Genomic DNA, 11,078 nt, shown 5'->3' with positions numbered 1-11,078 from the left:
GGGCCTTGGGCGGCACCGGTCCGTGGCTACGATCAGTGCGGGCAGGACCCGCTGGACGGTGACGGTGAACGAGGGGGACGCGTGGACGTGCTGGACGTCGTCGGGGTGCACGGCATCAGGCAGGGGGCGTCGGCGACGACGGACGACCTGAGCCGCACCTGGCAGCAGGCGGTGGAGACGGCCGTGGCCACCGCAGGGCTCGCCGCGGAGGCCGGACCGGTCAGGCTCACGGTCCCCTCCTACCAGGGCGCCTACCCGAGGACGGTGACCCGGTACATGCGGCTGGGGCCCGACGCGCCCGACGACTCCCCGGTGGAGGCGGAAGAGGAGGAGTTCGTCCTGGACGCGCTGGCGGCGTACGCGCCGTCGGCCGTGGCGGTCGAGGCGGCCGAGCCGGGCGGCGACCTGACCCTGGGCGCGGGGCGCCTCACCCCGCGCATCCTGCGGCGGGCCCACGCCGTGGACCGGGTGGCGGGCAAGGGCGTGACGGACCGCCTGTTGTGGCTGGTCCGCGAGGCGTACGGCTACCTGCGCCACGAGGCGACGGGAGCCGCGGTACGCGCCGAGGTCGCCGCGGCCCTGGCGGCGACGGGCGCGCGGATGGTCATCGCGCACTCCCTGGGCAGCGTCGTGTTCTACGACATGCTGAGCCGCGGCGAGGTCCCGGCCGCGGGGGACGGCGGCGTCACCGCGCTGATCACCTGCGGCTCCCCGCTGAGCTGGCTGGCGGTCAGGAAGGGCGTGCACGCCCCCGGCGCCCCGCTGTCCGTGCCGGCGGGAGTGGAATGGACCAACCTGTACGCCGCCAACGACCCGGTCAACAAGGGCGGCGGCCTGGAGCACCTGGCCACCGGGGTCACGGACGTCAAGGTCAACAACGGCAAGCTCAACCCCCACGACGTCCGCCGCTACCTCGACAAGCCGGTGGTGGCGCAGCGGCTGGCCGGGGTGCGGTCGTCCTGACCGGGTGACGGGTAGGGACCGCCTGCACGCTTCACACGAACGCCGGGGCCCCTACGGCTGTTCGCCGGTCGCGGGCGTGTGGCGGGCCCGTCCCTTCGGCAGGCGCTCGCGCGAGGAGAGCAGCAGGGGCAGCCCCAGGACGACCGGGAGCCACATCAGGCAGCCGAGGCGTTCCGCTTCGGCGGGCAGGGGGTGCGCGGCGGCCTGGGCCAGTCCGACGGCGGCGATGGCGCAGGCCGTGAGCCCGAGCACGCGGTTGCGGCGGGCGCACGCGTAGAGGGCGGCCGCGGTGAGGAGCAGGAACGCCGGGTGGGTGAGCTGCTGCTGCAGCCAGTCGGTCCAGAACTGGACGTTGCTCCGGGCCAGGCGTGCCCAGGGGTCGTCGACCAGCGGGTGCTTGAAGTGGAGGGTGTAGGTGTCCTGGAGCGTGGTCTGGGTGGAGGGCAGCCCGGCGAGGGTGACGGCGGCGCCCGTCGCGAGCGCCGCCGTCACCGTCGTACCGAGGAGCCGGCCGGTGCCGGGGGTGCGGCGTCCCCGGCGTCGGCGGTACGCGGCCAGGACGATCGCCGCCACCGCCAGTGCGCCGGCGAGCAGCAGCGCGGTCGAGTAGCGCACCCAGAAGCACAGGCCCACCGAGGCGAGGAGCCCCGCGGCGGCCAGGCCGTGGGAGCGTTTCGTACCGTCCCGCGCCAGCCGGTGGAAGGCCCACGCGGCACCGAGCGCGGCGCACAGGACGAGCCCTTCGGTGAGGGGTTGCAGGGTCCACCACCCAAGTGGCGTGGCCAGCAGGACCGCTTGGCCCGCCACGGCCGCGCGCCGGGTGGTTCCGGCGGAGCGCAGCAGCAGGTAGGTCAGCAGCATGGCCACGCCCAGTACGCCCGCGGACAGGATCTTCGGTCCCGCGAGGGGGCCCGCGAGCTGGATGCTCCCGGCCAGCAGCCAGGGGTAGCCCCAGCGTGCGTCGAAGATCGCCTGGAAGCGGGGGTCGCTGGTGGTGAGGTCATCGGCCGTGCGCCACTTCGCCCGGCAGGCGTCGGCGATGTCCCTGGCCAGTACGTGGCGGGGGGCCGCGAGCGGTTGCAGGGACCGTTCCCGTGCCCGGCCGTCGGCGCGGCTGACGCAGAAGGCGTTCAGGGCGGTCCGGTGGGCCTCCTGCGGGGTCGCGCCGCGGTGGACCTCGGCGGCCCGGATGTAGCGGTAGCTGTCCGGGAAGACCGTGGGAGCGGGCCCCCACGCCAGGTAGAGCGTGGCGAAGAGCAGGGGGACCAGGAGGGGGAGAAGGAAGCGGGGGCGGCGCATGGGGAGGGGAACGACCAGGCTCTACGAAGTGGGACGGACCGGGAGAGAATACTCGACCCGTTCCGCTCAGAGGAGGAGCCGTGGGCAGCGTGCCCTCCTGGTGGATCGACCCCTGATCCCGGTCGTCGTACCGGTCCGGTCGACGCGCAGAACGCCGCCCCGGCGGCCCCGAAGGGGGCCCCGCCACGTCCCCGTGGACGACGCCGTCGCCCGCCCCGGGCGAGCCGTACGAGGGCTAGCTCACGCCCTCGACCGCGTCCCGGACGTCCGGATCGGGGTCGTCCGCCAGGGTCCTCAGCACCTCTGCCACGCCGGGGGTGGACCAGTGCCCTATCGCCCACACCAGGTCCTCGCGTACGCCCGGGTCGGGGTGGAGGGCGAGACGGCCGAGTTCGGCCAGCGGGCCCCGTCGGCGCATGCCGAACCAGTGCAGGGCCTCCCGCAGCACCACCGGGTCGCCCGGGTCGCCCGCCTGCGCGATCCTGGCCAGCAGGACCCGCGCCGGCGGGGGCGGTCCGTCCAGGGGGTGCGGCAGCCGCTCCCGCAGGCGCCTGCCCCCGTACTCCCCCCTGACGCGGCAGCCGAAGCACGTGCACGGGCGGACGCCGTGCGCGTCCGGCCGGTACCGCCAGCCCACCACCTGGGGCGCAGTGCGGATCCGGTGCACTTCGCGGGGCCGGACCGCCCTCGGCACGAACACCTCCCACCCCCGGGGGTCCTCCAGCGCGGCGATCCGCCGTACCGCCTCGGCCGCGGGGACGGTGTCCTGGGCCTCTTGCCTCCGCTCCCCGTAGTGTCCGACCAGGACGTCCTGGGCGTCGTCCAGGCGTACGTGCACGGCCACCAGCCCACCACGGCTGCCGAAGCGGCCCAGTTCGCGCAGCCATTGGTGGGTGAGGGTGTACGACGCGAGGACCGGGAAGCAGTACACGCCCCGCGCCCCGCCCTGCCCGTGGCTGTCCGCGCGGATGCCCGCACGGCGTACGCGCGGGGCGTTCGCCGCCGAGGTCAGGTGTACGAATATCGCCATGGGCAGGGATGCTACCGACCCGGATCCGTCCGCCCGCTCGCGCGAGGGCGCGCCCCGCGCGTGCGGGCGTGCGGGCGTGCGGACGTGCGGACGTGCCGGACCCGTCAGTACCCCTCGGGCCGTGCGTCGTCGAACGGCGTGGCGTCCTCGACCCGGTTGGGGTCCGTGGGGCGGCAGGCCGTCATCACCAAGAGCTTCATGCCGCGCCACTCCCCGAGGGCGGCGTAGCTGCCCTCCGGGGCCGCCGGATCGAGGCCGGGCGAGAACGTGGGCCACTCCACGTCCGCCTGGAGTGCCACCCGGGCCACCGCCGGGAACCTGACGCGCGGATCCTCCTCCACCTCCATCCAGATGCACACCTCCGTCCTCCCGTCGTTCCACGGGCTGGCGTCGGCGTTCCTCACGTCCACGTTCAGCTTGGGCAGTGCCTCCAATCCATCCAGCAAGTCGGCGACCGCGCGCAGCGCTGCTGACATCGAGACGTCCATAGAGAGCCCCCCATGCGTGACATCCCGGGAACTGCTCGCGCGGCCCCGGGCCCCTGGACCTGTTCTGCCACCAGGCCGGGGCTCTACACGCGGCATTCGGCCAAGTCCGGACCGGCCAAGGCCGACCGGCGCGGCCAGGGCCCCGGCCGAGGGCGGTGGCCCTTACGCGCCGGGACCGAGGAGCCGGCGCAGCAACTCCTCGTCCTCGGGCGAGAGTTCGTCGACGAAGCGCGACAGGACCAGGGCGCGGTCGTGTCCGCCGTCCATGACCTGGCGCATGTGCCGGGCGGTGAGGCCGGACTCGTCGGTGACCGGGGCGTAGGCGTAGCTCCGGCCGCGCGGGGTGCGTTCCAGGACGCCGCGCGTGTGCAGGCGGGCCAGGGTGGTGGCCACGGTCGTGTGGGCGAGGCCGGTGGCCAGGTGCTCGACGACCTCGCCGGGGGTGAGCGGCGCGTCCACGGTGTGCAGCAGGGCGAGGATCTCGCTCTCCAGTGCCCCGTTCGCCCTCCGACCCCGACCCCGACCCCGGCCCCCGTCCCGATCCCCGTCCGGCGATGGTTCCTGCCCGCCCACGATCGTCCTCCTTCGGCCTTCAGCGCGTGGTCCGTGTTCCACGCTATCTTCTATCCGCGAATAGAAGATGACGTGGGTCCCGGTGCGCCGCCGTGTCCTGCCCGGGCGCCACCGGACAGTGCTCCAGGGCCTGTTCAGCCGTCTTCGTCCGTCCCGCCACCCCGGGGCGGCCCGACCGACCGAAAGCGGAGGCACGTGAGCGCGATCAGTGTGGGACAAGCCGTCATCCTGGGTGTCGTCGAGGGGGTGACGGAGTTCCTCCCGGTCTCCTCCACCGGGCACCTGAAGATCACCGAGGGCCTGATGGGCATCCCCGTCGACGACAAGGCCGTCGTGGCCTTCACCGCCGTGATCCAGGTCGGCGCCATCGCGGCGGTCCTGACGTACTTCTTCAAGGACATCACGCGGATCGTCAGCGCGTGGGGCCGCGGTCTGGCCCACCGCGAGGAACGCGGCCACCACGACTACAAGTTCGCCTGGTGGGTCATCTACGCGACGATCCCCATCGTGGTGGTCGGCCTGGCCGCCAAGCCCCTCATCGAGGGCCCGCTGGCCTCCCTGTGGGTGGTCGCGGGCTCCCTGATCGTGGGCAGCGGCCTGATGTGGGCGGCCGACCAGATGGGCCGGCACAAGCGCGGGGAGGACGACACCACCCTCAAGGACGCGATGCTCGTGGGCTCCTCGCAGATCCTCGCCCTGCTCTTCCCCGGCTTCTCCCGCTCCGGCGCCACCATGTCCACCGGCCTCATCCTCGACCTGGAACGCGTCGCGGCCACCCGCCTGTCCTTCTTCCTCGGCATCCCCGCCCTGACCGGCGCGGGCCTGTACGAACTCAAGGACGCCCTCGGCGCCGGCGTCGACGCCCTGCCCCTGGTCGTCGGGACGGTCGTGTCCTTCGTCGTCGCGTACGCCTCGATCGCCTGGCTGCTGAAGTTCGTCGCCAAGCACTCCTTCAACGCCTTCGTCATCTACCGCGTCGTGATCGGCGCCCTGCTGTTCGCCCTGCTGGGGACGGGCACCCTGCACGCCTGACCCGACGGGCCGGGGTCAGGGCCGGGGCCGGCGCCGGGTCGTGGCGGAACGGGCTCAGCTGGTGAAGTACCCGCCGTCGAGCCCGATCCAGCCGGTGAGCTTGCGCTGGTCGAAGACGATCAGCGAACCGTCGGTGGTGACCTCCCAGCGGACGGTGAGGGAGTCGGTGACCCCGGCCCCGCTGATCTGGCCCGTCAGGCCCTGCGTGCGGTTGGGGCGGATGTGCGGCGGGAGCGTGAGCACCGTCTCGCCGTTGGTCCACGGGGTGCCGTCGGCGCGCGACAGCCGGAGGTGGATGTCGACGCGGTTGCCCAACTGGCGGTACTGGGGCACGTAGTTGCCGGAGTTGGGGGTGTACACGGCGGTGTCGTAGTCCAGGCTGGTCCACGGGACGTGGTCGCCGGTGCCGTCGGTGGTGCTGGTGATGCCGTAGAGGGCCATGCGACGCGGTCCTGGTTCTTGGGTGGCGAAGCCGAAGACGAGCTGTGGACCGGCGGGCGTCGGCCGCACAGTGATCGATTCGGTCTCGCGGTGGGACAGGGAGAGAGCGGTGGCGTTGAAGCGCCGCTCGATGATCTGGCCGGTGGTGATGTCGTAGACGTTCCACCAGGAGTTGCCCGGGGCCGGGTTGGTGGCGCTGTAGGCGCTGCCCTCGTTCTGGTGGACGAGGTCCCCGTACAGGCACCAGGACTGGGTGCGGTACCCGGCGGGGAAGCGGTACAGCGGGGTGAACGCGCGGCTCTTGAAGCCGTCCAGTTCGTAGACGCGGTACTCCTCGGAGCCGGGGGCCCCGTGCCGCACGGCGACGCGGCCGTGCTCGACGTCCAGGGAGGGCGTGACGTGGGAGGACCCGGGGACGGGGTCGAACACCTCGATCCGCGGGCTCCCCGCGTCGAGCACGGCGTCGGCGACGAAGGCGGTGCGGCCCACCCGCTTGCCGTACGCGAAGCCGCTCTTGACGGGGTCGGCGTCGGTCTCCAGCCAGAGCCAGGGACGTCCGTCGACGTGCTCGACGCCGAGCCCGCCGCCGTGGCCGACACCCCGCAGGTACATGGCGGCGCGGACGGTGCCCTCGGGGGTCACCTCGCTGACGCACAGGTCGCCCCGGCGGTCGCGTTCGGCGCCGGGCACGGCAGCGGGTTCGTCGGGCAGCCGACGGCCGTCGCTGATGATCTGCGACACGTAGGCCAGGCCGGTCACGGCGTCGAAGGCGACCTGCTGGTGCACCCTGCTCTGGGTGAGCCGGACCTCCTTGCCGAACAGGTCGACCGGCTCGGCGCGCAGGTCGAACCGGTGCCGCGCGTGCAGCTTGCTCCCGGACGGGCCCGCGGCGGCGACGGGCGGGGCGGAAACCGGCCGGTCGGCGGCCTGTGCCGTCCCGAGGGGAGCAAGGACCGGCGCCGCCGCGGCGGCGGCGAGCACGGTGCGGCGCGTCAGCGGCATGTCGGTACGGCTCCCGCTCCGTGCCGGGGGACCGCGGTGCGAGGGGGCGCGGGCGTGGTGGCGGTAGCGGTGCCGGTGGCCGCCACGACACCGACCGGGCCGGGTACCGACCGCCGGGTGGAGTGCGCAGCCATGGGCGTGCGATCCGCCTTTCAGGATCGTATTTTCTGCTGGGTCATCATCTTTGCACGCCACGGTCCGAGCCCCTGACCTGGGACGAGACCTGGCGTTCCGCTCGGTCCGCTCAGCCCGGCGCCGCCACGACGGCCCCGGTCCCGTCCGTCGGAGATTTGGCGCTTTCGCCCCTCTTTCTCCTCGCCCCCTTCTGCCAGCCTGGTCGTACACCGCAAGGCGAGCGACCGCCCGTCGTGGAAGCTCGCGAGCACATGTCGTCGGCTGCCGAGGCAGCGACGACCCATCGGAGGCACCACATGCGCAAGACACTCACCACGTTCGGTACCGCGGCCGCCCTGGTCCTGACGCTGGCCACCGCCGCCGGCCAGCCGGCGGCAGCGGCACCAGCACCGGCTGCCGGTTGGGCCCGCTGTCCCAACGGGTACTTCTGCATCTTCGACGGGGTCAACGGAACCGGCACCATCGCCTACTTCAAGTCCGGCTCACCGGACTTGCGGGGGCAGTCGATGGACAAGCGCACGTCCTCGTACTGGAGCCGGAACGCCGAAGGGTTCTCCCTGCACGACGGGTACAACTACGGGGGCAGTTGCTTCTCCGTCTTCCCCGGGGCGCAGACGAACCTCCCCTCGTCCTTCCCGGCATGGGACAACCGCGCCAGCTCGATCTCGAAGTACGTGTGCGGATAGGAGTACGTGTGCGGTCAGCCGTGCTCACGGCGCCGGTCCGTACGTGTGTCCGGACCGTACGCGCGTGAGGCGTGCCGCCCGCGCCCGCACAGGCGCCGGCGGCACGCCGGATCCCCGGGGCTACTGCGCCAGCAGCCCGTACCCCCCGAACCCCGCGTAGACGCTGTCGGCGACGGCCCGTTCGCCCGTCGCGTCCGAGGGGCGGTTGACGATCCGCTGGCCCAGCACCATGGTGGTGGACCCGCCGCCGTCGAGGTTGAGCGCGTCCACGGCGCCCAGGTCCTGCATGACGCGGGCCAGTTCGTCGAGGGTGACGCCCGCGCGCGTGGTGCGTCCCGAGACGGTCACCAGCAGGGTGCGGGCCGCTCCGTCCGCGCCGATGGCGGTGCGGGGCGCGCTGTCGGTGTTGTTGCCCGTGTAGGCGTACGCGGCGTTGCGTACGAGTTCGTAGTGGCCGTTCACGATGTCGACCGAGGCGTCGAGGGCGATGTCGTCGCCGAAGCGCTCGTCGCGGGCCTCGGTGTCGACGCGCAGGGCGGTGCCGACGGTCGCGTTGGCCCTGAGCCAGGCGGCGCCGTCGCCGACGCCCTGGAGCACGGTGCCGCCGGCCGGTACCCGGGTGCCGCCGCGGCCCTGCGGGTCGAGCGCGGTGACGGTCCCGCCGGGGCCCACGACGGCCTCGGCCCCGGGGTCGTCGTCCGCGGTGATGTCCGCCTTGTCCCCGGGGCGCGGCGTGGTGGAGCCGTACTGCGGAGTGAAGGAGACGATCTCCGAGGCGTCGGTGTAGATGCCCGGCACGGAGGTGCGCACGTCGCCGGGGCCCTGGGGGCAGCGGGGCACCCACCCGGGATGGCGGTTGACGCCGTCCAGGTCCCAGGTCTTGCCCGTGGCCGAGGTGACGGTGGCGTGGGTGGTGACCTGGGTGACGTACGGGCGTCCGTGCTGGAGCACCACGGCCTCCGCCTGGGAGGGGGCGGCGCAGGACAGGGCCTGTACGACGCCTTCCTGGACGGACACGCCCATGGTCGTGAGCGTGCTCTTGTCCGCGTCGAGGGCGAAGAACCCGCCGTTGACCCCCGCGTGCGGGCGCCGTGCGGCCACGGTCGTGGTCGACGCCAGCTGGTCGGTGGTGCGCTCGGGAAGCGCGAAGCCGGTGCCGGTCGTGCTCTCCAGGGTGAGGGGAGCCGTGTCGGGGTCGACGCGCAGCACGTCCACCACGCGTTCGTCGCCGGGGTTCTCGTAGCGCACGTGGGTGATGCCCGGTGCGTACGCGGTGGTCGTCGCGGTGAAGCCGGGCTGCGTGATCAGGGACGACGCGGGGTCGTCGGCCGACGCCGGTCCGGCCGTCAGCGACGCCAGCAGCAGGGTGGCGGTGGTGAGGACGTACGGGCGCCGTGCGCGCCGCGGGGCCGTGGTCAGCACTCGGAGGTCCCCCTGACGAGTCGGTGCGAGGAGAAGGCGGGGGCGTAGGGCGCGGGCACCACGGTGCTGTCGCCCTTGAGGACGACGTAGGCCTTGTACGCGCGGCCGTCGACGGTCCAGGTGCTGGTGAAGTCCGGGGCGCGGTAGAAGCACGCGTGCAGCCCGGTGCGGTTGAACACGGAGACGGCCTTGTTGTCCCAGTCGGCGCCGTAGCGCGGGTCGTCGGCCGTGGAGGAGGTCATCGGGCCGCGGCCGCCGGGGTCCTGGAAGAGGCAGAGCGAGTGGTCGGGGCAGCGCTCGTAACCCGTCCAGCAGCCGGCCTTGGACTTGGCCAGCTTGTGCGAACTGACCTTGTTCGTCAGGTCGTTGCTCGCGAGGGAGAGGTTGCCCCGGAAGCCGGGCCGCAGCGCCTGCAGCGTGCCGCCGTACCCGGTGCCGTCGTACACGCAGGCCCAGTAGGAGGTGTCGTTCCAGACGGAGACGGCCGCGTCGTCCCAGGAGTCGTCATAGCCCTGGCCGTCGTCGGCGGGGCCGAAGGAGCGCGCGGTGCCGGTGCCTTCGGCCTGCGCGTACACGCACAGCCGGCCGGTGGCGCAGCCGTCCCATCCGGCGGCGCGGGCGTCCTCCGCCACGCCAAGCGACACCGCGATGCCGCAGATCAGGGAGGCGACCACCGCAAGGAGTGCGGCAGGTCTGGAAAGGGGTCGTATCACGTGGAGCACCTTCGTGGTCGTGGTCGCGGGAACGGGCAAGGACGCGGACACGACGAGCAGCAGCCGGACGGGGCTCCGCGCACGCGGACAGCGCCGGCGCAGGCGGGGGAGGGGCCCCGGCTTCGGGATCCCCTACGCCGCGCGCATCCTACGCTGCTCGACGCGGACGCCGTCCCGCGCCCCGTTCACCGGGCGTCGACCGGTGGCCCCGTGACCAGCGGAATGTCGAGGCGGCCGAAGGGGACCCGGCCGCCTCGTGGGCCCGGCACGGCCCCCGTCACCTCACCGGCGCTCCGGGTCCGTCTCGATCACGCTGTACGGATACGGCAGCACCTCCCGGCTCGCCTCCGTCAGCAGCTCCGCGTCCGCCGGGTCCAGGTCAAGGCCCGCCGCCCCCAGGTTCACCTCCAGCTGCTCCGGGGTGCGCGCGCCCACGATGGGCGCCGTCACACCGGGGCGGCCGAGCAGCCAGGCGAGCGCGACCACCGGGACCGCCAGGCCCGTGCGGGCGGCGACCTCGTGCAGCGCGTCCAGGACCCGCCAGGTCCGCTCGTCGCCCTCGTAGGCGCTCCACGACTCGCCCCAGCCCAGCCGCTCGGCCGTCTCCACCCGGGTGCCCGGAGGCGGTGCCTGGGCGCCCCGCCGGATCGCGCCCCCCAGCCAGCCGCCCCGCAGCGGACTCCACGGGATCACGCCCAGGCCCTCGTTGCGGGCGACCTCCATCAGCTCCCACTCGGCGGACCGGTCGAGCAGGTTGTACAGCGGCTGGAGCGCGGTGAACGGCTCCCAGCCGCCCGCCCGGGCGAGGTCGATCGCCTTCTGGAGCTGCCAGCCGGAGAAGTTGCTCGCCCCGACGTAGCGCACCTTCCCGGACGTGACCAGGGTGTCCAGCGTGGCCAGGGTCTCCTCCAGCGGCGTCCCCGGGTCCCAGGCGTGCACCTGGTACAGGTCGATGTGGTCGGTGCCCAGGCGGCGCAGGCTCGCCTCCACCCCGGCCAGCACGTGGTTGCGGCCCAGGCCGCGGTCGTTGGGGCCCTCGCCCGTCCCGTACCGGACCTTGGTGGCGACCACCACGTCCTCGCGCCGCCGCCGCTTCAGCCAGCGCCCGAGGATCTCCTCGGAGGCGCCCGCCGAGTAGATGTCCGCGGTGTCGACGAACGTACCGCCCGCCTCGGCGAAGCGGTCCAGCAGCGCGTGGCTGGTCGCCTCGTCGGCCTCGCGGCCGAACGTCATGGCTCCCAGGCACAGTTCGCTCACCCGCAGGCCGGTGCGGCCCAGGTAGCGGTAGCGCATG

Annotated in this window: 11 protein-coding genes; 3 read left to right on the top strand and 8 right to left on the bottom strand. The window is 73.5% G+C overall.

The features are described from left to right. The first annotated feature begins 81 nt into the window (after nucleotides 1-81). Entirely contained in the window at nucleotides 82-963 is an 882-nt protein-coding gene (locus ABT160_RS07955) for a hypothetical protein (RefSeq protein ID WP_351644975.1), read from the top strand. Nucleotides 964-1,014: 51 nt separating this feature from the next. Here ABT160_RS07955 and ABT160_RS07950 read toward each other — a convergent pair whose 3' ends face one another. The 4 genes from ABT160_RS07950 to ABT160_RS07935 all read right to left on the bottom strand — a co-directional run bounded on the left by ABT160_RS07950 (nucleotide 1,015) and on the right by ABT160_RS07935 (nucleotide 4,353). Continuing rightward, a complete protein-coding gene (locus ABT160_RS07950) occupies nucleotides 1,015-2,262 on the bottom strand; it encodes a glycosyltransferase family 39 protein (protein ID WP_351644973.1) in 1,248 nt (415 codons plus the stop codon). A 235-nt stretch (nucleotides 2,263-2,497) separates the two neighbouring features. After that, on the bottom strand, nucleotides 2,498-3,292 hold the full coding sequence (locus tag ABT160_RS07945) for a HEAT repeat domain-containing protein (protein ID WP_351644970.1): 795 nt from the start codon (nucleotides 3,290-3,292) through the stop codon (nucleotides 2,498-2,500). Nucleotides 3,293-3,396: 104 nt separating this feature from the next. Continuing rightward, complete coding sequence (locus tag ABT160_RS07940) at nucleotides 3,397-3,768, bottom strand: hypothetical protein (RefSeq protein WP_351644969.1); 372 nt, start codon at nucleotides 3,766-3,768, stop codon at nucleotides 3,397-3,399. Between the two features lie 174 nt (nucleotides 3,769-3,942). After that, nucleotides 3,943-4,353, bottom strand: coding sequence for a BlaI/MecI/CopY family transcriptional regulator (locus ABT160_RS07935; protein ID WP_351644966.1), 411 nt, complete (start codon nucleotides 4,351-4,353; stop codon nucleotides 3,943-3,945). Nucleotides 4,354-4,548: 195 nt separating this feature from the next. Between ABT160_RS07935 and ABT160_RS07930 the strand changes: the two genes are divergently transcribed. Beyond that, nucleotides 4,549-5,385 carry an undecaprenyl-diphosphate phosphatase gene (locus ABT160_RS07930; protein ID WP_351644964.1) on the top strand — a complete coding sequence of 279 codons (837 nt, stop codon included), beginning with the start codon at nucleotides 4,549-4,551 and terminating at the stop codon, nucleotides 5,383-5,385. Between the two features lie 54 nt (nucleotides 5,386-5,439). Here the strand turns inward: ABT160_RS07930 and ABT160_RS07925 are convergent, their stop codons facing one another. Further along, nucleotides 5,440-6,828, bottom strand: a complete 1,389-nt coding sequence (locus tag ABT160_RS07925; RefSeq protein WP_351644962.1) for a signaling protein — start codon at nucleotides 6,826-6,828, stop codon at nucleotides 5,440-5,442. A gap of 431 nt (nucleotides 6,829-7,259) precedes the next feature. On the opposite strand from ABT160_RS07925, the gene ABT160_RS07920 reads away from it, so the two are divergent. Continuing rightward, nucleotides 7,260-7,649 (top strand): peptidase inhibitor family I36 protein, encoded by a 390-nt coding sequence (locus ABT160_RS07920; protein WP_351644961.1) that lies wholly within the window; start codon nucleotides 7,260-7,262, stop codon nucleotides 7,647-7,649. Nucleotides 7,650-7,769: 120 nt separating this feature from the next. Here ABT160_RS07920 and ABT160_RS07915 read toward each other — a convergent pair whose 3' ends face one another. The 3 genes from ABT160_RS07915 to ABT160_RS07905 form a co-directional block, all read right to left on the bottom strand. Further along, on the bottom strand, nucleotides 7,770-9,071 hold the full coding sequence (locus ABT160_RS07915) for a phosphodiester glycosidase family protein (RefSeq protein ID WP_351644959.1): 1,302 nt from the start codon (nucleotides 9,069-9,071) through the stop codon (nucleotides 7,770-7,772). Beyond that, a complete protein-coding gene (locus tag ABT160_RS07910; protein ID WP_351644957.1) occupies nucleotides 9,065-9,784 on the bottom strand; it encodes a peptidase inhibitor family I36 protein in 720 nt (239 codons plus the stop codon). The genes ABT160_RS07915 and ABT160_RS07910 overlap by 7 nt, the downstream gene beginning before the upstream one ends. 282 nt (nucleotides 9,785-10,066) lie before the next feature. Continuing rightward, complete coding sequence (locus ABT160_RS07905; protein WP_351644954.1) at nucleotides 10,067-11,077, bottom strand: aldo/keto reductase; 1,011 nt, start codon at nucleotides 11,075-11,077, stop codon at nucleotides 10,067-10,069. Nucleotide 11,078: the final 1 nt, after the last annotated feature.

This window comes from Streptomyces sp. NPDC001941 (genome assembly GCF_040296945.1).
GTDB lineage: Bacteria > Actinomycetota > Actinomycetes > Streptomycetales > Streptomycetaceae > Streptomyces.
Note: the sequence above shows the minus strand (reverse complement) of the source record. Positions and strands in the feature narration are given on the sequence as shown.